Annotated in this window: 27 protein-coding genes and 1 tRNA gene; 15 read left to right on the top strand and 13 right to left on the bottom strand. The window is 64.0% G+C overall.

Annotated elements, in window-relative coordinates; genetic code table 11:
- From FJ418_RS30325 to tkt, 5 genes are all read right to left on the bottom strand, one after another.
- A partial coding sequence (locus FJ418_RS30325; protein ID WP_140871890.1) for a class I fructose-bisphosphate aldolase occupies nt 1-569 on the bottom strand: 569 nt, incomplete at its 3' end.
- Between the two features lie 116 nt (nt 570-685).
- The gene (locus FJ418_RS30320; protein WP_140871888.1) at nt 686-1,882 is read right to left on the bottom strand and encodes a phosphoglycerate kinase; all 1,197 of its coding nucleotides are present in this window, start codon (nt 1,880-1,882) and stop codon (nt 686-688) included.
- A gap of 104 nt (nt 1,883-1,986) precedes the next feature.
- Complete coding sequence (locus FJ418_RS30315) at nt 1,987-3,876, bottom strand: potassium/proton antiporter (protein ID WP_246677383.1); 1,890 nt, start codon at nt 3,874-3,876, stop codon at nt 1,987-1,989.
- 160 nt (nt 3,877-4,036) lie between these two features.
- A complete protein-coding gene (gap, locus tag FJ418_RS30310; RefSeq protein ID WP_140704687.1) occupies nt 4,037-5,047 on the bottom strand; it encodes a type I glyceraldehyde-3-phosphate dehydrogenase in 1,011 nt (336 codons plus the stop codon).
- 155 nt (nt 5,048-5,202) lie between these two features.
- Entirely contained in the window at nt 5,203-7,194 is a 1,992-nt protein-coding gene (gene tkt, locus FJ418_RS30305; RefSeq protein ID WP_140871886.1) for a transketolase, read from the bottom strand.
- A gap of 260 nt (nt 7,195-7,454) precedes the next feature.
- Between tkt and FJ418_RS30300 the strand changes: the two genes are divergently transcribed.
- The 3 genes from FJ418_RS30300 to FJ418_RS30290 all read left to right on the top strand — a co-directional run bounded on the left by FJ418_RS30300 (nt 7,455) and on the right by FJ418_RS30290 (nt 8,948).
- Complete coding sequence (locus tag FJ418_RS30300) at nt 7,455-7,727, top strand: DUF4164 domain-containing protein (RefSeq protein ID WP_023763725.1); 273 nt, start codon at nt 7,455-7,457, stop codon at nt 7,725-7,727.
- 4 nt (nt 7,728-7,731) lie between these two features.
- Nucleotides 7,732-8,097, top strand: a complete 366-nt coding sequence (locus FJ418_RS30295; RefSeq protein WP_140647887.1) for a cell division protein ZapA — start codon at nt 7,732-7,734, stop codon at nt 8,095-8,097.
- Between the two features lie 191 nt (nt 8,098-8,288).
- Nucleotides 8,289-8,948: a peroxiredoxin gene (locus FJ418_RS30290; RefSeq protein WP_140647888.1), complete on the top strand. Its 660-nt coding sequence runs from the start codon at nt 8,289-8,291 to the stop codon at nt 8,946-8,948.
- A gap of 306 nt (nt 8,949-9,254) precedes the next feature.
- Here FJ418_RS30290 and rpoH read toward each other — a convergent pair whose 3' ends face one another.
- Both rpoH and FJ418_RS30280 read right to left on the bottom strand, forming a co-directional pair.
- The gene (gene rpoH, locus FJ418_RS30285; RefSeq protein ID WP_140647889.1) at nt 9,255-10,166 is read right to left on the bottom strand and encodes an RNA polymerase sigma factor RpoH; all 912 of its coding nucleotides are present in this window, start codon (nt 10,164-10,166) and stop codon (nt 9,255-9,257) included.
- 211 nt (nt 10,167-10,377) lie between these two features.
- Nucleotides 10,378-11,448 (bottom strand): RluA family pseudouridine synthase, encoded by a 1,071-nt coding sequence (locus tag FJ418_RS30280; RefSeq protein ID WP_140871884.1) that lies wholly within the window; start codon nt 11,446-11,448, stop codon nt 10,378-10,380.
- A 26-nt stretch (nt 11,449-11,474) separates the two neighbouring features.
- On the opposite strand from FJ418_RS30280, the gene FJ418_RS30275 reads away from it, so the two are divergent.
- The 3 genes from FJ418_RS30275 to FJ418_RS30265 all read left to right on the top strand — a co-directional run bounded on the left by FJ418_RS30275 (nt 11,475) and on the right by FJ418_RS30265 (nt 12,527).
- On the top strand, nt 11,475-11,852 hold the full coding sequence (locus FJ418_RS30275) for a fimbrial protein (RefSeq protein WP_140871882.1): 378 nt from the start codon (nt 11,475-11,477) through the stop codon (nt 11,850-11,852).
- Nucleotides 11,849-12,262 (top strand): VOC family protein, encoded by a 414-nt coding sequence (locus tag FJ418_RS30270; RefSeq protein ID WP_140871880.1) that lies wholly within the window; start codon nt 11,849-11,851, stop codon nt 12,260-12,262. Before FJ418_RS30275 ends, FJ418_RS30270 begins: the two co-directional genes overlap by 4 nt.
- 190 nt (nt 12,263-12,452) lie before the next feature.
- Nucleotides 12,453-12,527: transfer RNA gene (locus tag FJ418_RS30265), tRNA-Glu, on the top strand.
- Between the two features lie 32 nt (nt 12,528-12,559).
- On the opposite strand, the gene FJ418_RS30260 is transcribed toward FJ418_RS30265, so the two are convergent.
- From FJ418_RS30260 to FJ418_RS30250, 3 genes are read right to left on the bottom strand one after another with little or no spacing between them, the layout of a single operon-like run.
- Nucleotides 12,560-13,069, bottom strand: a complete 510-nt coding sequence (locus FJ418_RS30260; protein WP_246683278.1) for a GTP-binding protein — start codon at nt 13,067-13,069, stop codon at nt 12,560-12,562.
- Nucleotides 13,066-14,934, bottom strand: coding sequence for an OmpA family protein (locus FJ418_RS30255; RefSeq protein WP_140871878.1), 1,869 nt, complete (start codon nt 14,932-14,934; stop codon nt 13,066-13,068). The genes FJ418_RS30260 and FJ418_RS30255 overlap by 4 nt, the downstream gene beginning before the upstream one ends.
- 1 nt (nt 14,935) lies before the next feature.
- A complete protein-coding gene (locus FJ418_RS30250) occupies nt 14,936-15,289 on the bottom strand; it encodes a hypothetical protein (protein WP_140871876.1) in 354 nt (117 codons plus the stop codon).
- A 383-nt stretch (nt 15,290-15,672) separates the two neighbouring features.
- On the opposite strand from FJ418_RS30250, the gene FJ418_RS30245 reads away from it, so the two are divergent.
- From FJ418_RS30245 to mscL, 3 genes are all read left to right on the top strand, one after another.
- A complete protein-coding gene (locus FJ418_RS30245; protein WP_281407594.1) occupies nt 15,673-16,065 on the top strand; it encodes a YidB family protein in 393 nt (130 codons plus the stop codon).
- Nucleotides 16,066-16,167: 102 nt separating this feature from the next.
- Entirely contained in the window at nt 16,168-16,509 is a 342-nt protein-coding gene (locus FJ418_RS30240) for a DUF2853 family protein (RefSeq protein WP_140647912.1), read from the top strand.
- A 37-nt stretch (nt 16,510-16,546) separates the two neighbouring features.
- Nucleotides 16,547-16,969 (top strand): large conductance mechanosensitive channel protein MscL, encoded by a 423-nt coding sequence (gene mscL, locus FJ418_RS30235; RefSeq protein ID WP_140871874.1) that lies wholly within the window; start codon nt 16,547-16,549, stop codon nt 16,967-16,969.
- A 392-nt stretch (nt 16,970-17,361) separates the two neighbouring features.
- Here mscL and FJ418_RS30230 read toward each other — a convergent pair whose 3' ends face one another.
- On the bottom strand, nt 17,362-17,991 hold the full coding sequence (locus FJ418_RS30230) for a response regulator transcription factor (protein ID WP_246683277.1): 630 nt from the start codon (nt 17,989-17,991) through the stop codon (nt 17,362-17,364).
- Nucleotides 17,992-18,047: 56 nt separating this feature from the next.
- Nucleotides 18,048-19,121, bottom strand: coding sequence for a histidine kinase (locus FJ418_RS30225; protein WP_140871872.1), 1,074 nt, complete (start codon nt 19,119-19,121; stop codon nt 18,048-18,050).
- Nucleotides 19,122-19,387: 266 nt separating this feature from the next.
- Between FJ418_RS30225 and FJ418_RS32130 the strand changes: the two genes are divergently transcribed.
- The 6 genes from FJ418_RS32130 to FJ418_RS30200 all read left to right on the top strand — a co-directional run bounded on the left by FJ418_RS32130 (nt 19,388) and on the right by FJ418_RS30200 (nt 22,656).
- Nucleotides 19,388-19,561 carry a hypothetical protein gene (locus tag FJ418_RS32130; RefSeq protein WP_181167150.1) on the top strand — a complete coding sequence of 58 codons (174 nt, stop codon included), beginning with the start codon at nt 19,388-19,390 and terminating at the stop codon, nt 19,559-19,561.
- Nucleotides 19,562-19,605: 44 nt separating this feature from the next.
- Nucleotides 19,606-19,983: a helix-turn-helix transcriptional regulator gene (locus FJ418_RS30220; protein WP_181167149.1), complete on the top strand. Its 378-nt coding sequence runs from the start codon at nt 19,606-19,608 to the stop codon at nt 19,981-19,983.
- Between the two features lie 125 nt (nt 19,984-20,108).
- A complete protein-coding gene (locus tag FJ418_RS30215; RefSeq protein WP_140871870.1) occupies nt 20,109-20,390 on the top strand; it encodes a hypothetical protein in 282 nt (93 codons plus the stop codon).
- Nucleotides 20,391-20,583: 193 nt separating this feature from the next.
- Nucleotides 20,584-21,165, top strand: a complete 582-nt coding sequence (locus FJ418_RS30210; protein ID WP_140871868.1) for a VOC family protein — start codon at nt 20,584-20,586, stop codon at nt 21,163-21,165.
- Nucleotides 21,166-21,184: 19 nt separating this feature from the next.
- On the top strand, nt 21,185-22,024 hold the full coding sequence (locus tag FJ418_RS30205) for a glutathione S-transferase family protein (RefSeq protein WP_140871866.1): 840 nt from the start codon (nt 21,185-21,187) through the stop codon (nt 22,022-22,024).
- A gap of 272 nt (nt 22,025-22,296) precedes the next feature.
- On the top strand, nt 22,297-22,656 hold the full coding sequence (locus FJ418_RS30200; protein ID WP_246683279.1) for a hypothetical protein: 360 nt from the start codon (nt 22,297-22,299) through the stop codon (nt 22,654-22,656).
- A gap of 99 nt (nt 22,657-22,755) precedes the next feature.
- Here the strand turns inward: FJ418_RS30200 and FJ418_RS30195 are convergent, their stop codons facing one another.
- A complete protein-coding gene (locus tag FJ418_RS30195) occupies nt 22,756-22,971 on the bottom strand; it encodes a hypothetical protein (RefSeq protein ID WP_140647904.1) in 216 nt (71 codons plus the stop codon).
- Nucleotides 22,972-23,023 lie beyond the last annotated feature (52 nt).

The raw sequence follows: 23,023 nt of genomic DNA, 5'->3' as shown, positions 1-23,023 counted from the left end.
ATCGAGTGGGCGCCGTCCATCAGCACTTCCGGCTCGACGATCGGCACGATGCCGGCCTCCTGGCAGAGCGCGGCGTAGCGGGCCAGCGCGTGGGTGTTCGAGGCGATCGAATTGGCCGAGGGCACGCCCTTGCCGGTATCGATGTCGATCACCGCGCGCCATTTGGCGAAGCGGGCGCCGAGCTTGTAATAGTCGGCGAGTCGCTCGCGCAGCCCGTCGAGGCCCTCGGTGATGGTGTCGCCGGGAAAGTTCGGCAGAGGTTTGGCGCCGAGATCGACCTTGATGCCCGGGATGGCGCCTGCCGCCTTGATGATATCGACCAGCGGGGTGCCGTCGGCAGCCTTCTGGCGGATGGTCTCGTCATAGAGGATGACGCCGGAGATGTACTTCGTCATCGCCTCCTTGGCGCGGAACATCATCTCGCGGTAGTCGCGCCGGTTGTCGGCGGTCGATTCGACGCCGATGACGTCGAAGCGCTTCTTGATGGTGCCGGAGCTTTCATCAGCGGCCAAAAGACCTTTGCCATCGGCCACGATCGCGGCGGCGATATCTTCGAGACGTTCGCTCATGGTGCTCTCCTACGCTGCGTTTGTTCCGCGCTAGCAGAAGACTACCGCCAAAGGAATGACGCCGGAAAGCTAGAATCGATTGAAAGCCGCGCGGACTTTGCCTGGTCTCTGACTGTTTACCGCTTCAACACCTCGACGCCGGGCAGCGGCTTGCCTTCCATCCATTCGAGGAAGGCGCCGCCGGCGGTCGAGACATAGGTGAAGTCGTCGGCGACGCCGGCATGGTTGAGTGCCGCCACCGTGTCGCCGCCGCCGGCGACCGACACAAGGTTGCCCGCCTTGGTGCGGGCTGCCGCATGCTTTGCCGCCGCCACCGTGGCGCGGTCGAAGGGCTCGATCTCGAAAGCGCCGAGCGGGCCGTTCCAGACCAGCGTGGCGGCGCGGTCGATCCAGTCGTTGACGCTCTGTACGGTCTTTGCGCCGACATCGAGGATCATGCCGTCGGCCGGCACGTCCGAGATGGCGACGGTCTCGCTGGACGCGCCCGCCTTGAATTCCTTGGCCACGACGCCGTCGGCGGGCAGGATGATGGCGCAGCCGGCTTCCGCCGCCTCGATCATGATCTGCTTGGCGGTGCCGGCAAGGTCATGCTCGCAGAGCGACTTGCCGACGTCGGTGCCGCGCGCGGCCAGGAACGTGTTGGCCATGCCGCCGCCGATCACCAGCGCGTCGACCTTCTTCACGAGGTTCATCAACAGGTCGATCTTGGTCGAAACCTTGGCGCCGCCGACGATGGCCACGACCGGCCGTGCCGGATCGCCAAGGCCCTTTTCCAGCGCGTCGAGCTCGGCTTGCATGGTGCGGCCGGCATAGGCCGGCAAATGACGCGCCAGGCCTTCGGTCGAGGCATGCGCGCGGTGCGCGGCGGAAAAGGCGTCGTTGACATAGATGTCGCCATTGGCGGCGAGCTTTTCGGTGAAGGCCGGCTCGTTCTTCTCCTCGGCCTTGTAGAAGCGGGTGTTTTCAAACAGCAGGACGTCGCCGTCCTTCATCGCCGCGACGGCATCCGCCGCCTTGTCGCCGACGCAGTCGGCGGCAAAGCCGACCGGACGGCCGAGAACCTCAGCCGTGGCCCTGGCGATCGGCTCGAGCGAGAATTCGGCCGATGGGCCGTCCTTGGGGCGGCCGAAATGCGCAAGCAGGATGACCTTGGCGCCCTTTTTCGAGAGCTCGGCGATGGTCGGCGCTATGCGCTCGATGCGGGTGGCGTCGGTCACCTTGCCGTCGGCCACGGGAACGTTGAGGTCGACGCGCACAAGCACGCGCTTGCCGCTGACGGCGCCGATATCGTCGAGTGTCTTGAAGCCGGCCATGGTCGTTCCTTTTTAGCGAAAACGCGGCGACCTTACCCGGCGCGAAGGACGATGCAAGGGTCGCGTCGATAGCGCGCGCGCAAAAATGATGTCGGCGTGAGATATCAGCCTTCGCCGGTTGCCTTCCGCCCGTCCGGCTCGGGCGCCACGGTGCCGATCGGCACGTCGTCGGCCGCCTGCTTTTCCGCCGGCCTGCGCCAGTTGCGGACGAGCGCGGCGATGCGGTCGCCGATCTCGCCGGCGCTCATGAACACCGGCACGCGCGCGACCGGCGCGGTCGGCTCGAAAGATAGGCCAAGGCCGGCGATCCGGCCTTTCTCATCGACATCGCGCACGATCAGCTCGATTGGGCCGATCACCACGCGGTCCGCATATTCGGGATGACCGCCGAGCCGCTCCGATACCAGCGCGGCGACGGTGAGCTTCTGTTCCGCTTCGGTCAGGCCTGGTCCGTAGGCGGCTTCCAGCTCCGCGGCGGAGCGGGCAGGATCGACGGCAAAGGCGCCGAAGAAGTCGGCATCCTCGGGGTCGACCACGGCGCGGCTGGCAAAAAGCTTGTCGAGCAGGCGCGGGTAGCGGTCCGGCACGAAGATGTAGACCTGATCGCCGGCCGCAAGCCGGCCCATGTCCTGGAAGCGCATTGAGCGGCCGTCGCGCAGCACCAGCGAGGGCCTTGCCCAGCGCGGGATGCGCTCGCCGCGCGCCACCGGGCTGCCGGGTGCGACGCGATAGGCGAGCAGCTCATGATGGGCCGAGCCCGGCAATTCGAGCTCCACCTTGTCCAGCGGCCCAAGACGGGCCGGCACGATCAGGCCGAGACGCCGCGCCAGCGGACCGACCGTCCAGCCCTGCACCACCAGCGACACGAGCACGATGATGAAGGCGGCGTTGAAGATCAGGCGGCCATGCTCGAGGCCGCCGAGCAGCGGCGTGATGGCGAGCAGGATCGAGACCGCGCCGCGCAGGCCGACCCAGGAGACGAAGGCGACCTCGGGACGCGGCAGCCGAAACGGGATCAGACAGAGCCAGACGGCCAAGGGCCGCGCCACGAAGATCAGGAACAGGCCGAGCAGGATCGCCGGCACCAGGATCGCCGGGAACTGCGAGGGCGTGGCGAACAGGCCAAGGATCAGGAACATGATGATCTGCGCCAGCCACGACATGCCGTCCTGGAAACGCTTCAGGATAGTGACCGCGCGGATATCGGAATTGCCGGCGATCAGCCCGGCAAGGTAGACGGCGAGGAAGCCCGAGCCGCCGATGGCGCCGGCCGCCGCGAACACCATCAGCGACAGCGTCAGCACGAAGATCGGCAGCAGGCCGTGATCGAGGTTCAGCCGCTCGACAAGACGCACGATGCCGAAGCCGCCGAGCACGCCGATGACGGCGCCGAGCCCCATATTGGCGAGGAAGCCGAGCAAAAGATTGGTGGCCAGCACATTGGCTTCCGGGTTGGCATGCGCGGCGATGATCTCGACCAGGGTGATGGTGAGGAAGATGGCGATCGGGTCGTTGGTGCCGGATTCCACCTCGAGCGTGGCGCGCACGCGCTCGCGCAGATGGATTTCGCCGGCGCGCAGCAGGAAGAAGACGGCGGCCGCGTCGGTGGAGGCGACGGCGGCGCCGAGCAGGGAGGATTCCAGCCAGCTGAGTTTGAGAACATAGGAAGCGGCGGCGCTGAAGATGGCTGTGGTCAGGATAACGCCGATCGTGGCCAGCGACAGCGCGGGCCCGGCTGCTTGCCTGAGCGCGTTGAGCGGCGTGCCGAAACCGGAATCGAACAGGATGATCGCCAAAGCCAGTGAGCCGGCAAAATAAGCCAGCCGCGCATTGTCGAATTCGATGCCGAGGCCGTCGACGCCGGTGGCGAGGCCGATGCAGAGGAAGAGCAGCAGCAAGGGAGCGCCGAAGCGGAAGGCGATCAGGCTCGAAAACGCTGCGGCGACAATGAGCGCCGTACCGACCAGCGTCACGAGATAGATCGCATGCTCCATCCGCTATTGCCCCCTCCCAAACCCTCTGTTTTCCGCTTTACCGGAGAGTGGGGCGAAGACATGACCAGTGCAAGGCAACGGCGTGGTTTTTGGCTCAGCCGGCCAATAAAAAAACGCCCGGCCGAGGCCGGGCGTTTCAAACTGCGGAGCAAAGCTACGATCAGGCGATGGTCTTGCCGAAGGCGACGGCGGTGTCGCCCATGCGGTTCGAGAAGCCCCATTCGTTGTCGTACCAGGACAGCACCGAAACGAAGTTGCCGTCCATCACCTTGGTCTGGTCGAGCGCGACGATCGAGGAATGCGGGTCGTGGTTGAAGTCGATCGACACGTTCGGGTGATGGGTGACGGAAAGAACACCCTTCAGCTTGCCTTTCGAGGCGGCGATCAGCGCCTCGTTGATCTCCTGCGGCGTGGTCGAGCGCTTGGCGATGAACTTGAGGTCGACGACCGAGACGTTCGGGGTCGGCACGCGGATCGAGATGCCGTCGAGCTTGCCCTTGAGGTCGGGCAGAACGAGGCCAATCGCCTTGGCGGCGCCGGTCGAGGTCGGGATCTGCGAGAGCGCCGCGGCGCGGGCGCGGTAGAGGTCCTTGTGCATGGTGTCCAGCGTCGGCTGGTCGCCGGTATAGGAGTGGATCGTCGTCATCATGCCCTTCTCGATGCCGACGGTCTCGTGCAGAACGGCCGCCAGCGGCGCCAGGCAGTTGGTGGTGCAGGACGCGTTCGAGATGACGATGTGGTCCTTGGTCAGCTTGTCATGGTTGATGCCGTAGACGACGGTGAGGTCGGCGCCTTCGGCCGGGGCCGAGACGATGACGCGCTTGGCGCCGGCGGTCAGGTGAGCCGCGGCCTTGTCGCGGGCGGTGAAGATGCCCGTGCATTCGAGCGCGATGTCGACGCCGAGCTCCTTCCACGGCAGCTGGGTCGGGTCCTTGATCGCGGTGACCTTGAACGTCTCCTTGCCGACGGAGATCTGGTCGCCGTCGACCGAAACCTCATGCGGGAAGCGGCCATGCACGCTGTCATAGCGGAGCAGGTGCGCGTTGGTCTCAACCGGGCCGAGATCGTTGACGGCGACCACGTCGATGTCCTTGCGGCCGGATTCGTGGATGGCGCGCAGGATGTTGCGGCCGATGCGGCCAAATCCGTTGATGGCAACTCTGACGGTCATTGTTCTCTCCCTTGGGGGCTGGAAAGCGGATGGGTCCGCAGTTTCATAACGGCGGAAGGCACAAGAATCCAGCCGCAGAACGTCGCATTTAAATCGATTAGGTTGGTCCAGCCCGGCAAAACCGCCAATCGGTGTTGCCAGGCCCGAGGCAATTCCTACTTGCCATGCAGACGGGCTTCGACCGCCTTGGCCGCGGCATCGGCGGTGATGCCGAAATGCGGATAGAGCTGTTCGATCGTGCCCGAGGCGCCGAAGCCGTGCATGCCGACGAAGATGCCGTCGATGCCGATCAGGTGGTCCCAGCCCTGGCGGATGCCGGCTTCGATCGCGACCTTCACCTTGGCGTCGCCGATCGTTTTCTTGCGATAGTCCTCGCTCTGCTGGTCGAACAGCTCGAAGCAGGGCACCGAGACGACGCGGGTCGGGTGGCCATGCTTTTCGAGCAGGTCACGCGCACCGAGGGCGATCTCGACCTCGGAGCCGGTGGCGAAGATCGTCACCACGGCCTCGCCGCTGGCGGCGGCCAGTTCGTAGGCGCCCTGGCTGGAGAGGTTCTTCGCTGAGTGTTCGGTGCGCACGGTCGGCAGGTTCTGGCGGGTCAGCGCCAGGGTCGACGGCGTCTTTTCGGATTCCAGCGCGATCTGCCAGCACTCGGCGGTTTCGACCGCGTCGGCCGGGCGGAAGACATTGTGGTTCGGGATGGCGCGCAGCGCCGCCAGATGCTCGACCGGCTGGTGGGTCGGGCCGTCCTCGCCGAGGCCGATCGAGTCATGCGTCATGACGAAGATCGAGCGGATGCCCATCAGCGAGGCAAGGCGCATCGAGGGGCGGGCATAGTCGGAGAAGCACAGGAAGGTGCCGCCATAGGCGATCAGGCCGCCATGCAGTGTCAGGCCGTTGATCGCCGCCGCCATGCCGTGCTCGCGGATGCCGTAGTGGACATAGCGCTGGCCGTAATCGTCGGGCGTGATGTTCTTGGTCTGGCTGGTCTTGGTGTTGTTGGAGCCGGTCAAGTCGGCCGAGCCGCCGATGGTCTCCGGCACGGCGCCGTTGATGACTTCCAGCGCCATTTCCGACGACTTGCGGGTGGCGACCTTCGGCTTGTCGGCCGACAGCTTCTTCTTGTAATCGGCGATGACGGCATCGAAGTTCGACGGCAGCTTGCCGGCAAGGCGGCGCTCGAACTCGGCCTTCAGCTTCGGCTCGGCCTTGGCCAGACGGCCTTCCCAGTCGGTGCGTGCCTTGGTGCTGTTTTTACCCACGGCGCGCCAGGCATCGAGGATGTCGGCCGGAATCTCGAAGGGCGGCGAGTCCCAGTTGAAGAATTTGCGCGCGCCGGCGATTTCCTCGGCGCCCAGCGGCGAGCCATGCGCCTTGTTGGTGCCTGCCTTGGTCGGGGCGCCGAAGCCGATGGTGGTCTTGCAGGCGATCATGGTCGGCTTGTCGGAATGGCGCGCCGCCTCGATGGCGTAGGCGATCGCTTCCGGATCTGTGCCATCGATGTGGCTGGCGTTCCAGCCGGACGCCTGGAAGCGGGCGACTTGGTCGGTGTTGTCGGCGAGCGAGACCGGGCCGTCGATCGAGATGTTGTTGTTGTCCCAGAAGACGATCAGCTTGTTGAGCTTCAGATGCCCGGCCAGCGCGATGGCTTCGTGGGAGACGCCTTCCATCAGGCAACCGTCCCCGGCCAGCACATAGGTATAATGGTTGACGAGGTCGTTGCCGAAGGCTGCGTTCATGATGCGCTCGCCGAGCGCGAAGCCGACCGAATTGGCCAGGCCCTGGCCGAGCGGGCCGGTAGTGGTCTCGATGCCGGCGGCATGGCCGTATTCCGGGTGGCCGGCGGTCTTGGAGCCGAGCTGGCGGAAATTCTTGATCTGGTCGATCGTCATGTCCTCATAGCCGGTGAGGTAGAGGAGCGAATAGAGCAGCATCGAGCCGTGGCCGGCGGAGAGGATGAAGCGGTCGCGGTCGGCCCAGTGCGGCGCCTTGGCGTCGAATTTCAGGAAACGGCTGAACAGCACTGTGGCGATGTCGGCGCAGCCCATCGGCAGGCCGGGGTGACCGGAGTTCGCCTTCTCGACGGCATCCATGGAAAGGAAACGGATCGCGTTGGCCATCCGATCATGTTGTTCACGCGACGTCATGCTTCCTCCGGAAGTGGGTTGGAGCTTGGGAGAACCCTTGGAAAAGGATGCCGGGACACATAGCAGGCACGGCCTTTTAGTCAACAAATCGGGGCGGATTTTGCCGGGCTTGTGATGGCATCGAGCGCCTTACATTAGCGATAGCGGGGGACAGTCGCGAGAGCTTTGTTGACGCGCCCTTCACCCGGTGCCTAATCTTTCCGAGGTAACGCATTCTGAACGCGCGCGATTCGGTGATGGGCAGGGCATAGGACGAGGCCATGACCGGGGAAACGACCCTCAAGGAAGTCATCGCCAGGCTGGGCAAGGCCATGGAAGGGCTGGAAAACGCCGTGGCGGCGAAGCTCGAGCATGAGCGCGATTACTCGGAAGCCGAGGCCGAGGTGCAGCGCATGAACGCCGACCGTTCGCGCCTGGCGCAGGAGCTCGACAATTCCGAAGCGCGCGCCGAGCGTCTGGAAGATGCCAACAAGGAAGTGTCGCGGCGGCTGGTGACCGCCATGGAAACCATCCGCGCGGTTCTGGACAGGTAAGGCAATGGCACAGGTCACCGTTTCCATCGACGGCAAACAGTATCGCATGGCCTGCGACGAGGGCCAGGAAGAGCACCTGATCGACCTTGCCGAGCGCTTCGACCGCTATGTCTCGCATCTGAAGGATTCCTTCGGCGAGATCGGCGACCAGCGGCTTACCGTCATGGCCGGCATCATGGTGATGGACGAACTTTCGGAGCTCACCAAGCGCGTCAAGGGCATGGAGAGCGAAGTGCTGACCTTGCGCAAGACGCGTGACGAGGCGCTGACCAAAGCCGACAAGAGCGACAGCGTGCTCACAACGGCGCTCGGCGCGCTTGCGCAGCGCATGGAAGATCTCGCGGCGACGCTCGCGCTAAAGAAAGCCTGAGCGCCCGGCGCCAGCGGTAAATCGAAAATCCTGCCTCCAATTGCGGGCGACGGCGAAAAATTTTCGCCTGCCATGGGCAAGCTTCCTACTCCCGGCGTTTGAACCCTACCTTCATGGTGCTAGAACTAACGTCCGGCCACCGCCGAAAGGGGGTGCGCCGGCGGTTTCACAAAAAAGGGTAGGGATAGGTCATGAGTCTTCGTATCAACGATATCGCGCCGGATTTCACGGCCGAGACTACGCAGGGCACCATCAAGTTCCACGACTGGATCGGCGACGGCTGGGCGGTGCTGTTCAGCCATCCGAAGAACTTCACCCCGGTCTGCACCACCGAGCTCGGCACCATGGCCGGCCTGGAAGGCGATTTCAAAAAGCGCAACGTCAAGATCATCGGCATTTCCGTCGATCCGGTGTCGAGCCACGAGAAATGGCAGGCCGACATCAAGACCGCTACCGGCCAGACGGTGAACTATCCGCTGATCGGCGACAAAGACCTGCACGTCGCCAAGCTCTATGAAATGCTGCCGGCGGGCGCCGGCGACAGCTCTGAGGGCCGCACGCCGGCCGACAACGCCACCGTGCGCTCGGTCTACGTCATCGGCCCGGACAAGAAGATCAAGCTGGCGCTGACCTATCCGATGACCACGGGCCGCAACTTCGACGAGATCCTGCGCGTCATCGATTCCATCCAGCTGACGGCCAAGCACCAGGTGGCGACGCCAGCCAACTGGAAACAGGGCGACGACGTCATCATCACCGCCGCCGTCTCCAATGAGGACGCGATCAAGCGCTTCGGGGCGTACGAGACGGTGCTGCCGTATTTGCGCAAGACGAAGCAGCCTTCGGCGTGATGAGCCTTTTTCCTTCTCCCTGTTAAACGGGGAGAAGGTGCCCGAAGGGCGGATGAGGGGCGGCGCGGCGGTCGAAGATGAGCGCGCGCCTGCTCCCCGGTCCGATTGTTTGTTCTGACTTGACAACCTCGCAGCCTCGGCGCTGCCCCTGATTGCTGCCCATCCTCCGCTGCGGCTGCGGAGGGTGAACCGGGCATTTCTCCTGGCATAGCGACGGGAGAAGGGGGCGCGCCACCGCTTTCGCCAAATAAAAACGGTGGCGCCAGATTCTGGCGCCGCCGTTTTGCTACTCAATGCGCGGTGGCTTTACGCCGCCGGCTGCGCCTCGATGGTGCGCAGCGCCTGGATCTGGCGCTTGGCGGCGGCCTTGACCGCGTCCTGCACCTTCTCGAAGGCGCGTACCTCGATCTGGCGCACGCGCTCGCGGCTGATGTCGAACTCGGCCGACAGCTCTTCCAGGGTCAGCGGCTCTTCGGCGAGGCGACGCGCCTCGAAGATGCGCCGCTCGCGGTCGTTGAGCACGGACAGAGCGCCCGACAGCATGGAGCGCCGGTTTTCCAGCTCGTCCTGCTCGATCAGCATCTCTTCCTGGCTTTCGTGGTCGTCGACCAGCCAGTCCTGCCATTCGCCGGACTCGCCCTCGCTCGCCCGGATCGGGGCGTTGAGCGAAGCGTCGCCCGACAGGCGGCGGTTCATAGATACCACTTCCGCCTCGGAAACGTTGAGGCGGGTGGCGATCTCGGCGATCTGGTCGGGCTTCAAGTCGCCATCGTCGAGCGCCTGGATCTTGCCCTTCACCTTGCGCAGGTTGAAGAATAGACGCTTCTGGTTGGCGGTGGTGCCCATCTTGACCAGGCTCCACGAGCGCAGGATGTATTCCTGGATCGAGGCCTTGATCCACCACATGGCATAGGTGGCGAGCCGGAAACCACGCTCCGGTTCGAATTTCTTAACGGCCTGCATGAGGCCGACATTGCCTTCCGAGATCACCTCGCCGATCGGCAGGCCGTAGCCGCGATAGCCCATGGCGATCTTGGCGACGAGCCGCAAATGGCTGGTGACGAGCTTGTGGGCAGCCGTGGTGTCCTGATGCTCGGCGTAGCGTTTCGCGAGCATGTACTCTTCCTGCGGCTGAAGCATCGGAAAGCGGCGGATTTCTTCCAGGTAACGGGCGAGACCGCCTTCACCGGAAACGATACTGGGTAATGATTGGGCCATGATAGCGCCCCTCTCTCTTTGGAGTGGATGCCCCCGAAAAGCGGCGGGCATTCGTCACGGATGCCAAAGGCTCATCCGCGACAACCTGTGTATATAGGAACAAAACCAGAAAAGACAGCATTTGTTCAACACGAAACAGTGTGTCACGCTGAAGTGAACAACGCCAGTCAGGTTTTTTGATGGTCGGTTTGAAGCGTCTTAATGGCAGGTTTCAGAGCTTGCGGAAGCCGCCGACCAATTCCTCCATGTCCCTTGGTATTGGCGCCTCGAACCTCATCGATAGATGGGTGGTCGGGTGCCGGAATTCAAGGAGCCAGGCATGCAGGGCCTGCCGGGGAAAGGCGCTGACCTTGGCTTTCAAGGGTTCGGGCAGCCGGTTGGCCTTGGTGCGGAAGGCCTGCCCGTAATCCGGGTCGCCGATCACCGGATGGCCGATATGGGCCATGTGGACGCGGATCTGGTGGGTGCGGCCGGTCTCCAGCCGGCATTCGACCAGGCTTGCGGTGGCGAAAGCCTGCTGTCCTTCGCCGAAGCGCTCGACGACGCTGAAATGGGTGACGGCATGGCGGGCATCGTCACGACTTTCCGGCACCACCGCGCGGCGGATGCGATCGGCGGCGCGGCCGAGCGCGGCGTCGACGGTGCCCGTCGGCCGTTGCGGAATGCCCCAGACCAGCGCCAGATAGGCGCGTTCGAGATCGCCGGTGCGGCCGTGGTCGGCAAAGGCCTCCGACAGCGCCTTATGCGCGCGGTCGGTCTTGGCCACGACCATGACGCCGCTGGTTTCCTTGTCGAGGCGATGGACGATGCCCGGCCGCCTGACGCCGCCTATGCCGGACAGGCTGTCGCCGCAATGATGGATCAGCGCGTTGACCAGCGTGCCGGTCCAGTTGCCGGCGCCGGGATGGACGACCAGTCCGGCTTGCTTATTGATGACGATCAGCTCGTCGTCCTCGTAGAGGATGTCGAGGGGAATGTCCTCGCCTTGCGGCTCGGCCGGCTCCGGCGCGGGCACCAGAATTTCGATCCGCTCACCGGCGATCAGCTTGCGCTTGGCTTCCAGCACCTGCCTGCCGGCGATGGAGACCGCGCCCTGTTTGATCAGCGCCTGCACGCGGCTACGCGAGAGCTCCGGCCCGAGCCGGGCGGCAAGCCACTGGTCGAGACGCTGGCCGGCGGCGTCGGCGCCGGTTTCCAGCACGACGGCTTCGCCAGCAGCCAATTCCTCGTCCGCCAATTCGTCCTCTATCAATATCGGGGTCTCTTCGTTATGAGCGCTCATCGAAAACCGTTGCGGATTGTCTAGCCATGGCCCGGCCAATCGCCGAAGAAGATGAGGAAAAGCCGCTCGACCCCGCGGCCGAGAACGTGCGCCGCAAGCTCGTCCGCTTCATGATCGTCAATCTCGGCCTACTGTTCCTCGCCCTTATGGTGGTGATCGGGGCGCTTGTCTACAAAGCCCGCAACGCGCCGGTGGCGGCGCCCGCCGGCGATGTCCAGGCTCCGGCCGGCGCGCCGCTGTCGGGCGACATTGTGCTGCCCGTCGGCGCCAAGGTGATCAGCCAGTCGCTCTCCGGCAACCGCCTGTCGATCGATGCCGAGCTTGCCGACGGCAGCCGTTCGATCTTCGTCTACGACATCGCCGAACGCCGCATCATCGGCCAGTTCTCGATCCGTAACAAATGAGCGGCTTTGCCGAACGCCGCAGCGTCGCGACCGTGGCGCTCGTCGTCGCCAATTACGACGAGGCGGTCGCCTGGTATGTCGAGCGGCTCGGCTTCGTGCTGAGCGAGGATGTCGACCTCGGCGGCGGCAAGCGCTGGGTCACCGTCGCGCCGGCGAAGGGCCATGGGGCGCGGCTGCTCCTGGCGGAAGCGTTCGGCGAAGAGCAGGAAAGCCGCATCGGCAACCAGACCGGCGGCCGCGTCTTCCTGTTTCTCGAGACCGACGATTTTTCCCGCGACCATCGGGCGATGCTCGCAAAGGGTGTCGAATTCCGCGAGGCGCCGCGCTTCGAGGCCTACGGCACGGTGGCCGTCTTTTCCGATCTCTACGGCAATCTCTGGGACCTGATCGAGCCGAAACGACAGGGCTGATCGGTGGCGGCCAGCAAAGCGCGCGAAGCGGTCGAAACCCTAGGCGGAGCACTCATCGGCAAGCCAATGAATGCTCCGCTTAGGACTTTTGTTTTGTCGCAGATTCTTGTCGGAAAACCGTACGACACTTTTCGCGAATCTGCTCGGTTGCTTTTTCCCGGCCGCCAGCCTATGTAGCCGGTTCTTGAGCGCGCCCATCGTCTAGCGGTCAGGACACCGCCCTCTCACGGCGGGAACAGGGGTTCGATTCCCCTTGGGCGTACCAAGACAATCAAACAAGCCGAACTTTTTGCCGAACTACAACTGCCGGCGCCGTATCGTTTCGGCGAGTTCGGCAAAGGCATCGACGATTCCCTCGCCGTTCTTGGCGCTCACGAACTTGACGCTCGATCGCGGCAGCTGGCCGATCTCTTCGGCGCTGCCGGGGGCCTCGGCGAGATCGATCTTGTTCACAAGGGCCCGGTATGGCCTGCCTGGAAATCTCGCCTCGAAGCTGCGGACCAGCTCGACCATGCGCGTCACGGTTTGCGGGCGCGTCACGTCCGACACGACGATCGCGGCCGACGCGCCGGTGACGTAGACGGTGTCGAAAATACGCGTCCCGAAATCGCCGTCGGTGTCCCACAGCACAAGCCGCGCCGTGTCGCCGCCGCGAACCGGATCGGCCGGAACATCGTAGCTCAGCACCTCGACGCCGAGTGTCGATTTGTATTCGCCGTCGAAACGATCGTGCACGAGACGGTACATGATGGATGTCTTGCCCACACCCATGTCGCCAAGCAGCATGACCTTTGCGCTGAGCATCATTGAGGGCGCTCGGCGCGGAACACGTTTTCGAAGGTGACGCGGCGGTTGCCTTCGCTCGGCACGTCGGAGATCGGCAGCGATGACGAGCGCGACACCACAAACAATCGCGACGGCTCGATCCCGAGCGAGGTCAATCTTCGCACCACCTGGTCGGCCCTCTTGCGGGCAACCACCCGGTTGGCGACATCCGTTCCGGTATCGTCCGCGTGCCCTACGACACGGATTCTTAGATCGTTGCCGGCGAGAAGCCCGGCAAGATTGGCAATCTGCTGCCCAGCCTCCTTGTCGTCGGCGAAGGCGTCGCCTGTGCCAAAGAAAATTGCCGTCGAGGCCATGAAGCGGTTGAGCCGCTCGGCCGGGCTGTCGACCATCGATTGCAGGGCGTCGTACTGCTGGTTCCTGGATTTTGTCTCCTCGGCGAGCGCCGCGCGTGTTTCATCAATGCCCGCCCGCAGGCCGGCAAGGGATCGCAGCTCTTCTTCGCTTGGTCCGCGCGTCTGGTCGATGCGGGCCTGCAAGCCCGCGAGGGACTGCTTCTGGCCGGCAACCGCTTCGCCGGTCTCGCCGGCGGACTTCTGCAAGCCGGCAAGAGATTGCCGCAGCTCGGCGATCACCTGGTGGTTTTCGTCGATACCCGCCTGGAGGCCGGTCACCGATTGCCGCAGGGCTTCGATGTCGGCGCTGAGCGCCGCCACCTGCTCCGTGCCCGGCACGACGCCGATCCGGCCGACGACCCGATAGGGCGCTGCGGCCTTGGCCAGGGCGTCGATCAGCGGAGCCGTCTGCACCTGGCTTGGCTCTATGCCGGAGACCGAGACGCTGCGATTGCGGTGATCAAAATCCAGGCGCAGGGGAAACGTTTCCAGCAGCGGTTGCTTGCCGGCCAGTTCCTGGAGCGCATCGTTGGTGCGCCGCTCCAGCATCGTGCGGGTCAAATAGACGCTCGCCAGCCATGCCAGCCCGGCGGCGACGAGAGCCGCGAGGACGAACAGGACGACCTTTCCGGCCCGACGTGCTTTACGCTCCGCGGCGGGAGCGGCTTCGATGGAGGCGGCCAGCGACGCCAGCATGGCGGCGTCGCAGTCGAGGCCGCGATCCATGTTCTCGATCGTGTCGAAGAAAAGCGAATTGATCCTGTCATTGTCGACGGGGCGAAGGGGGCCGATGCATTCCGCGGCCAGGATGAACCGAGGCGAGGCGCGAAGCACGATTTCGCGTCCGCCGAAATCGAGCTGCTGCAGATTGCCTTCCCCCGCTAGGGCCTGAACGGAAAATTCCAGGATCGCCGCGACCATCGCGCTCAGCAGGTCGGCCCGCTCGTCGGAGGTCTCTTCGCGCTTCCAGTCCGCGACGAGGCGACCGTTGCCGCGTTCGATCATCAGCAGCCGGTTGACGCGCGGCGGACTGGCGTTTGCCAGAACGAACTCGCTGATCGGCCGGCCGGTCGCCAGCGACTTGACGCGCCCGATCCACAGCTCCGTCGATGTCAGGGCGTTGAGGCGCTGCTCCAGCCGCGCGACGAGCTCCTTGAAGGCGTTCGCCACGGCCGCGCTGACCAGCCTGCCCGTGATCGGGTAGAGCGCGTCGACCATGAGGTCGCGCGAGTTCCTGATCTCGCTGCGAATCGCGGAGACTACCGATGGCGCGATGACGTTCGCCAGCTCGCGCGGCCGAACGACTTCGGCGCGCTCCAGCGCGGCGACCAATATGTCTGCCGTCGCCGTTTCCAGACGGTCGGGGCTGCCGATGTATTGCTGAAGCAGGGCGACGTCCGCGCCCAGCGCCTCGAGACGCGCCGCCTCCGTTTGAAAGAGCAGTTTTCTAAGCTGCTCGATCTCACGGTTCTGGCCGGCGGCGGACGTCATGCTACTTTCCCGCGCGCCCGGACCCTAGCCCGCTGATGGTTGCTCCAAGGTCCGAAATCGCGGCGCCGATATCCCTTTGCGAGGCGAGCCGCTTCTGTTCGGTTTCCCGCTCCAGTTCCAGGACGTGCGCCTGGAGCGTTGCGAGCTCCTTGGCAAAGTCCGCCTGGAGCTGCTTGATGGTGGCCTGCATCTCCTCGCGCAGGTCGGCAAGGTTGCTTTCGAGCGACCGCTGCGCGCCTCCGAACAGGAGATTGCGAACCTGGTCGATCGTCGCCTCGGCATGGATTTTGGCTTCGGATCCGTTCGCGGATGCGGCTCCATCCGCGGCTTTTGCGGCTTGCTCGGCGGCTTTCATGTTCTTTCCTCGGTTCTCACGCTCACTGATACGGTGACGACCGTTATATCAAATCCTAATTCGTGTGACAGGCAATCGACTTATTGCCTTTGTGGGAGCTATCTCGCGTCGAGCGTGGCAATTGTGCCGCCCTATCAATCGTCACCTATCGCAATGACTGCTCGCACGCCAGTCGCCCTTCGGGGCTGAATCGAATCCGAGCTCAATCGAATGCAGGCCGAGCAGCCCCTGCACCGGGAAAGACGCGGAGCCGCCTTGCCAGGAGCGATGCCCGGTTCGAGGGCGATCCGGCTGCTGCCGAATATGACTTTCGTCATCTCCGGTCCTGACCTTCGTCAGGTGCCGCAACCCCTTGAAACGGCCTAGATCAGCACGCCGGAACGCTGCGCGACGGCGGACGTGATTTTTCGACGGGAGGTTTCCAGATGGGATTTTTGGACAGTCTACAAAGTGCCTTGCAAGGCGAACAGCAGGGCGGAGGCTCGTCACTCCTGGCCGATGCGCTGACCGGCGTTGGCGGTTATCAGGGTGTGCTTGCCATGCTGCAGAAGTCGGGTCTCGGCGACCGTGTCGAATCCTGGCTGAGCACCAATGCCGCAAATCTTCCCGTCGCGCCCGACGAGATCAAGGCGGCGCTTGGCGACCAGCGTCTTCAGCAACTGGCGAGCCAGTTCGGGATTCCGCTGGACCAGGTGGCCGCTGCCCTGGCGCAACATCTTCCGGCCGCGGTCGACCAGGCCAGCCCCGACGGGGTGCTCGCGACGCACCGCGGCTGACACTGACGGACAGCAAGACAAATCCAGACGGCTTTTGCGGCAACCACGCCGCGCGACTCGACAGCGGTGTCGCTGTCCAGCCGAAAACGAGAGGGCAAGCGTGTGAGCAAGCAGGACGAACTGATCAGCAAATATGCGGCGGACCTGAGGGTCAAATGCGGCCTTACGGCGGATTTGGATCTCTTGACGAAGGTGACGAAGGGCTGCGGTCCGGCGATCTACGACAAGGATGCATCCACCGTTTCGGCCTCGGACAAGGAGGAGCTGGAACGGGTCAAGAAGAACTTTCTCATCAAAAGACTGGGGCTGACGGCCGATGCCGGCCTGGACGCGGGGCTCGCCAGGGTCATCGACCAGTACGGCCGCACCAACCGCAACAAACACCGCCCGGTCTTCTACTACCTGCTCGTCAAGCATTTCAGGCGCGAGAACGCCTTCGCCTGACGGTGCAAACAGGCAAATGGGCTAAGAGGAGATGGGGATGCTGAAAGAATTCCAGGAATTCATTTCCAAGGGCAATGTGATGGACTTGGCCGTCGGCGTCATCATCGGCGCCGCCTTCGGCAAGATCGTCGATTCCTTGGTCAACGACATCATCATGCCGATCGTCGGCGCGATTTTCGGCGGGCTGGACTTCAACAATTACTTCTTCGGACTGTCCTCGAACGTTCATTCGACCGCGCTGGCCGATGCCAAGAAAGAGGGCGCGGTCTTCGCCTATGGCAGCTTCATCACCGTGGTGCTGAACTTCCTGATCCTTGCCTTTATTATCTTCCTGATGGTCAAGGCCGTGAACAATATGCGCAAGCGTCTGGAGCGCGAAAAGCCCGCGCCTGCCGCTGCACCGCCGCCGGCCGACGTACAGTTGCTGACCGAAATCCGCGACCTGCTCGCGAGAAAATAGCGGGATCGTCCGAGGCGGCCGGGTCAGGCCCGGCCGCCTCCGACCCTGCGTAGCCTTGCGTCGATTCTCGATCCGCGAGCCTTCGCGGCCGACCAGCGGAAATCCCCGGCACAGCGTTCCGCCTGCCCGCGCGAACCATGGGCAAGGCTTCAAACAATGAAAATCGGCGCGGAATTGCTCACGAGGCTCGACGACACCATGCGGACCGTCAAAGCCCAGTTGGCCGAGATGGAAGCCGGGCATGCCGACGCGCTCGTATCCCTGCTTGCGGGCAACAAGACTGCCCGTGGCTTCCCCGCAAAAACCTCGGAGCCGCGGGCCTTTTTGCGCGTTCGATCGCCCGGCAGGTCCGGTGGGAGAAACCCAAAGGTCGCGGCGCACCGAACGGTCGTTCAGCCTATCGTTTTTATGGCCAGTTCGGTCCGGTTCTTGGCGCCGCACTTCTCCAGGATCGTGCTGACGTAATTCTTTATCGTGCCCTCGGCCAGATGCAGTTGCGCGCCGATCTCGCCATTGCTCTTGCCTTCGATGATCAGTTTCAGGATCTCGTTCTCACGCGCGGTCAGGTCGTTGCGGATCGACGCGCTCGCCGGGGCGTGCCGCGGACGCAATCGCTTGAATTCCTCGAGAATTTTCGCGGCGACACCGGGTGAAAGCGCGGATTGGCCGTTCGCCACGGTCCGGATCGTCGCCGCGATCTCGTCGATCCTCGAGTCCTTCAGCAGATAGGCCTTGGCTCCGGCGCTGACAGCCTCGAAAATCAGGTCGTTGGTCTCGAACGTGGTCAGGACCACGATGCCGGTTCCCGGAAATTCGCGCAGGATACGCTGGGTTGCCGTGACGCCGTCGGCGCGCGGCATTTGCAGATCCATCAGGACGACGTCCGGGCGGTACCGGCGCGCGAACTCGATCGCCTGCTCGCCGTCGGCCGCGGCGCCGACAATTTCGAAATCGTCGTTTTGCTGGGCAAGCAGCGTGGCAAGGCCTTCCCGGATCAATGTCTGATCCTCGGCGATCAGCACGCGTATCCTTTCGGATTTCAGGCGCGGATCGGTCATCTTGCTACACCCCCAACTTTCTACGCACCCACGATGCCGGACCGGTCGTTCGTTGCCGGCACGGTCAGGGGAAGGGATGTCCGAACCAGCGTGCCCGCCCCCGGCGCGCTTTCCACCGCGCATTGCCCCCCCGCGAGCTCGGCGAATTCGGCCATTCCAATCAGCCCGAAATGTCCCTGTTTGGGGACGGTCCCGTCAAAGCCACGTCCGTCGTCGCGGACATCGACGATGAGTCTTGCGCCAGCTTCGGTTCTTTCCACGGCCGCGTCGAACCGGACCCGTCGCGCCTTCGCATGCGCCTCGACGTTGCGCAACGCTTCGCCGACGATGCGCCGAACCGTCGTCTCGTGATCCTGCAGCCCGGGGCGGGCTCCGTCAGCGATTTGCATGGAGACCTCGATGCCGGTCTGCTGCGCGAAGTCCGACAGCATCTTCTCGACATCCGAACCCGGTTCGAGGTCGTCGGGCATCCTGAGCCGGGCGATGGCGTCGCGCGCCCGCGCCAAGCCGGTTATCGCGGCTTCCTCGGCAACCGCGAGCCCGTCCGAAACGCGGGCTGGATCGGTCGCCAGGAAATGCCTGGTCAGCCGGATTTGCGTCAGCAATGCGACGATCGAATGCACGAGCGTGTCGTGGAGGTCGCGCGCCAGGCGAAGGCGGGTGCGGGCGAGCGAGGCGAAGCGCACCTCGGAATTGGCGGCTTCGAGCTGCTGCTCCATCAAGCGTCGGGCGCGCCGCTCGCTTTCGAACATGATCTCGGCCTGGCGCGCGGTGAAGTCGGGCATCGCGATGACGACGTAGTGCGATCGATCGCCATTCCACAGGATGACCGCGGTGACGGGACGGTCCAGCCCCGGCAATTCGGCCCGCACGCCCGACAAGGCGATCAGATCGCGGCGTCCCTCGGACAAGGCCGCCATCTCGGCTTCCATCCCGACCAGGAGCGTGCACAGGCAGCAGTCCGCTCCAAGGGCGGGGAGCCACTCGACCAGGCGCCCCACTTTTTGCTGAACTGTCCTGTCGGCCCGCAAAACAGCAAGCCCGATGACTTCCGCTTGCGCGGCCGGCAGTAATTCTGTGCCGATATCGATCATTCGTTCTCGCAAAAACAGCCGCAGCGCGCGGCAGTCCACTTTGACGTAAGCCCGAACCGGCCGCAAACGAATATGACTTTCGTCATCATCGCCCCTGACTTTCGACAGATGTCACGCCCCCGCCAAAGGGGCTATGTCGAAGGTCGTCGACATCGGCAACCTGTCGACGTGGTTTGAAACGATGATCTTCGTCCGGTTCGCCGGCACGACGGGCTCAGGCCGAGGGAGCTGGGGTTGCCGCGATTTCAGCACTGGGAAAAGGAACCGTGGACGTGGAGACGGTTTCGGCAGTTGCCGATCAGCTTTCAGATATTGGCGCTTCTGTCCGTAGCCGCGATCCTGTCGATCTCATTTCTGATCTTCGTGCTTTTTATTTTCAGGTAATCGAGGCTCCGTCTCGAGCCGCGCAGCAAGCCAAACCCGAACGCCGGTCGCCATGAAGCTAAACGTCCAATTCATCAAGCACCCAGGCTCGAAAGAGCGCATGGTCGTGCTGCCGGAATCCCAGTTCCGCATACTCAAGCGGACCGCGATGGCGGGTGTGAGCGAGCTCGATGAGCCTGCCCCCAACAGTCCATTGCCCAAGCGCGTCCTCGACAGGATCGCCGCCGGCGAGAACCCGGTTCGCGCCGTCAGGGTCCTGCGCGGCCTGAGCGGAAGGCAACTCGCCGCCCAAGCCGGAATAACCCCGAGCATGCTGTCGCAGATAGAGCGCTCCGGAAAGACGGCCTCCACCCGGACCCTCAAGGCGATCGCGCACATCCTGGATGTGCCGCTCGGTGCCATTTCGCCTCATCTGTCCGCCGGAATCGGAGGTGTGCCGGCCGATGCCGGGAGGACCGTGGCGTGGATCCTGACCTGAGGATCGAGACGCCCGCGGCGGCGCCCGCGCGCGCTTCGAGATCGGCGGGCAAAGTGTGGGTGAGTGAGATGAACGCGACAGAGAGCCGTTCCCCGTGGCCGCTGAGGGGGATCCCCGAGTGGCGAATGGCCGTCCTGATCGGATGCGGCTGTTGTCTGATGCTGATCGCCATCGGTTGGCTATCGAGCGTTACCTCTTCCGCCGCGCGTGATCCGGACCCGCTTGCCGTCAACACCGCTGGCAAAGAGCGGCGCATCGTTCCCCGATCGGGGATCGACTTCGCCTGCAAGGGGCAGAACTGGGGTCATGAATCGAGTGAGTGCCTGGCCGCCATCCGAATCCAAACCGGACAGCGGCGATCGATCCGCATCATCGCCGACGGCGGCAACGGCTCGCAAGCGCAGTGAAGGCTCGGCGGCGCTTCTGGCGTAACGTCCCGGATTGAATTAGCATCCCCTCATCGCGCTCCGGCCGCGATCCGACAGGATGCGGAATGCGGAGTGCAACGAGAACCGGGCGGTGGTCGCGTGCCGAGGCTGATCCGAGCGCGGCCAGGCACCTGGAAACCGGCAAGGCGCAAGTGCAGGCGGGGAGGAGCCAATGCGGAAGCTGCAGTCGCAAGGCGTTCATCACATCACGCTGGTCGGCGCCGGGCGCCAGACCTCGATCGACTTCTGGGAGGGCGTGCTCGGCATGCCTTTCATCTTCGAACAGCCCAATCTCGACAAGGCGAGCGAAAGCCATCTCTATTTCGATCCGGGCGACGGGCGTTTGATTACGGTCTTCACCGACGAGACTCGGGTCCCCGTCAAGCGGCGGACACCGACCGATATCGGCTGCGTCCACCACATCGCGTTCTCGGTATCGCGGGTCACCTTCCTGCAGGCGGTCGCGCGGCTCGACGAGCGCGGCATCAAGCACAGCGGTGTGAAGGATCGCGGTTTCATGGACTCGATCTATTTCGAGGATCCGCTGGGGCTGTTGGTCGAGCTTGCTTCCTACCGCTTCGAACCGCCGGCCGGCTTCACCCCTGCAGACGTGCTGATGGAGGCGCACAAGATCCGCGTGGCGCGCGGCGACTACAACATCGCCGAACTGCATCTGGCCGACGCCATCCAGGCGCTGGTCGAGCGGTCACGCGAAACCCTGTCGGAAAGCAGGGCGGCTAAAAATCCTTATTAACGGGTCAGGGAGGACCGACATGGCAAAAGCTGCAGCGAAGAGTGCAAAGAAACCCGCGGCCAAGGCGGCGCCGAAAGCGGCGGCCAGGCCGGCCGCCAAAGCTTCGGCCAAGGCGGCGTCAAAGCCGGCGGCAAAAGCGGCGCCCAAAGCGAAGCCGGCCAAGAAGCCCGGCGTGAAACTCAGCGTGCTGAGGCCGAGCGTCAACAACATGACGGTGCGGGTGTTCGCGCGCGCGGCCGGGCTCGATCCGACGGAGACCGATGCCTGGGGCCAAACGCGTTCGCCCGAATTCCTGGCGCGCAATCCGGCGCATCTGACGCCGATGATCGAGGATAAGGGCCTGCCGCGCGGCGTGCTGTGGGAAAGCTGCGCCATCATGCAGTATCTCGCCAACAAGCACGGGCTGGATAAGTTCTATCCGAAGGCGCCGGCCAAGCGGGCGATGATCGACAGCGCCATGTTCTATCTGGTCGGCACACTTTATCCGTATGTCGCGCGCGCGACGTATCCGGCCCTCGGCTTCCCGCAATATGCCGGCGAGGTCGGCCACGGCGACGCCCATCCCGACAAGAAATCGGAAGCGCAGAAGGCGGCGATGGCTGCGATCGCGGAGCCGCTCGAGGTGTTTCATTCCTTCTTCCGCGACGGCAAACCGTTCATCGGCGGCAACAACCCGTCGATCGCCGATATAAGGCTGGCGGCAACGCTCGAATTCCTGGCGGTCATCGACTACGTGCTGCCCAAATGGGCGAACGAGTATATGGCGGCGCTGGAGAAGAAGCTCGGCAAGGCTTATGCCGAACCCGCCGGCGACGTGCGCGGCTACATCGCGCATGTGAAATCGCAGGCCAGGGCGTAGCAGTTCCTCGGGGTTAAGGTTTCGTTTACCTAAGGCCTGTCTACTGGTCGCAGTCCTCGCCGCGACCACGGATGTACTGGCGCCATGACGAGGCAAGGGAAAGGTCGGCTCCGTGCCGGCCTTTTGCTTTTTTTCGCGGCCGTCGGCGCCGCAATCACGACAGTATGATTGCGGCGCCGACGGGCGGGTTGAAAGCCTATTGTCATCTCCGTCATGGGTCGTACGATGCCGCCAGGCGGTTGAGCGATGGCAACGAGGAATCCGCGATGAACATGGCAAGATCCTTGATGATGGCGGGCGCGCTGTCGATCGCGCCGTTTCCATCGGCCGCCGCGTCGCTCAGCAGCATGAACGAGGTCGGCGCCGCGTTGCTCGCCTGCTGGACACCGCCGGCCAATTCCGACAATTCCTCCGTCACGCTCAGCTTCAGCTTCAAGCGCGACGGCACGCTGATCGGGCCGCCGAGGACGACCGCCATCCATGTCAGCGGCGACGACAAGGCGCGCAAGGCCTATGTCGATGCGGCGACCAAGGCCCTGAACGATTGCCTGCCGCTCAGCTTTTCGCCGTCGCTGGCGCAAGGCGTTGCCGGAAACGTCTTCACGCTGCAGTTCAACTCGCCGAAGACCTAAAACGCGTCGCGCTGAAACGGATTCAGGCGACGCGCTTTAGCCACTCGCACTTTCCTGGAAGTCCTCTAAGGCGCCGAGCCCGGCCGTGCCGCGCTCAAGTCAACCGCGTGCGCGTCTGACCTGGGCGTGTTTTTCCAATTCCGGCATCTCGAAGACGTAATCGTTCCAGGCGGAGTCCGGGATCTGCCCGGCCAGGTAGCAATCCAGCAGAAGGCTTTGTTCGGGGGTAAGGGGTCTCGGCGCCTGCTCATGATCCAGCCCAAGAGAATGGATCAGGTTCCTGGTCAAGCCAGAGACGGTGAAGTGAATGGACATCTTCAGTCTCCTCTGCACTGCGCGGCTCACATCAACGCCAACAACGTTTATC

The organism is Mesorhizobium sp. B2-8-3 (genome assembly GCF_006440815.1).
Taxonomy (GTDB): Bacteria; Pseudomonadota; Alphaproteobacteria; order Rhizobiales; family Rhizobiaceae; genus Mesorhizobium.
Note: the sequence above shows the minus strand (reverse complement) of the source record. Positions and strands in the feature narration are given on the sequence as shown.

Coding starts and splice junctions, on each gene's coding strand:
- FJ418_RS30320 (WP_140871888.1), bottom strand. CDS start 1,882: ATGGCCGGCTTCAAGACACTCGACGATATCGGCGCCGTCAGCGGCAAG.
- FJ418_RS30205 (WP_140871866.1), top strand. CDS start 21,185: ATGGCAAAAGCTGCAGCGAAGAGTGCAAAGAAACCCGCGGCCAAGGCG.
- rpoH (WP_140647889.1), bottom strand. CDS start 10,166: ATGGCCCAATCATTACCCAGTATCGTTTCCGGTGAAGGCGGTCTCGCC.
- FJ418_RS30260 (WP_246683278.1), bottom strand. CDS start 13,069: ATGATGCTCAGCGCAAAGGTCATGCTGCTTGGCGACATGGGTGTGGGC.
- FJ418_RS30255 (WP_140871878.1), bottom strand. CDS start 14,934: ATGACGTCCGCCGCCGGCCAGAACCGTGAGATCGAGCAGCTTAGAAAA.
- FJ418_RS30270 (WP_140871880.1), top strand. CDS start 11,849: ATGAGCGGCTTTGCCGAACGCCGCAGCGTCGCGACCGTGGCGCTCGTC.
- FJ418_RS30200 (WP_246683279.1), top strand. CDS start 22,297: ATGGCAAGATCCTTGATGATGGCGGGCGCGCTGTCGATCGCGCCGTTT.
- tkt (WP_140871886.1), bottom strand. CDS start 7,194: ATGACGTCGCGTGAACAACATGATCGGATGGCCAACGCGATCCGTTTC.
- FJ418_RS30280 (WP_140871884.1), bottom strand. CDS start 11,448: ATGAGCGCTCATAACGAAGAGACCCCGATATTGATAGAGGACGAATTG.
- FJ418_RS30220 (WP_181167149.1), top strand. CDS start 19,606: ATGGTCGTGCTGCCGGAATCCCAGTTCCGCATACTCAAGCGGACCGCG.
- FJ418_RS30215 (WP_140871870.1), top strand. CDS start 20,109: ATGGCCGTCCTGATCGGATGCGGCTGTTGTCTGATGCTGATCGCCATC.
- FJ418_RS30225 (WP_140871872.1), bottom strand. CDS start 19,121: ATGATCGATATCGGCACAGAATTACTGCCGGCCGCGCAAGCGGAAGTC.
- gap (WP_140704687.1), bottom strand. CDS start 5,047: ATGACCGTCAGAGTTGCCATCAACGGATTTGGCCGCATCGGCCGCAAC.
- FJ418_RS30250 (WP_140871876.1), bottom strand. CDS start 15,289: ATGAAAGCCGCCGAGCAAGCCGCAAAAGCCGCGGATGGAGCCGCATCC.
- FJ418_RS30300 (WP_023763725.1), top strand. CDS start 7,455: ATGACCGGGGAAACGACCCTCAAGGAAGTCATCGCCAGGCTGGGCAAG.
- FJ418_RS30210 (WP_140871868.1), top strand. CDS start 20,584: ATGCGGAAGCTGCAGTCGCAAGGCGTTCATCACATCACGCTGGTCGGC.
- FJ418_RS30315 (WP_246677383.1), bottom strand. CDS start 3,876: ATGGAGCATGCGATCTATCTCGTGACGCTGGTCGGTACGGCGCTCATT.
- FJ418_RS30275 (WP_140871882.1), top strand. CDS start 11,475: ATGGCCCGGCCAATCGCCGAAGAAGATGAGGAAAAGCCGCTCGACCCC.
- mscL (WP_140871874.1), top strand. CDS start 16,547: ATGCTGAAAGAATTCCAGGAATTCATTTCCAAGGGCAATGTGATGGAC.
- FJ418_RS30295 (WP_140647887.1), top strand. CDS start 7,732: ATGGCACAGGTCACCGTTTCCATCGACGGCAAACAGTATCGCATGGCC.
- FJ418_RS30290 (WP_140647888.1), top strand. CDS start 8,289: ATGAGTCTTCGTATCAACGATATCGCGCCGGATTTCACGGCCGAGACT.
- FJ418_RS30195 (WP_140647904.1), bottom strand. CDS start 22,971: ATGTCCATTCACTTCACCGTCTCTGGCTTGACCAGGAACCTGATCCAT.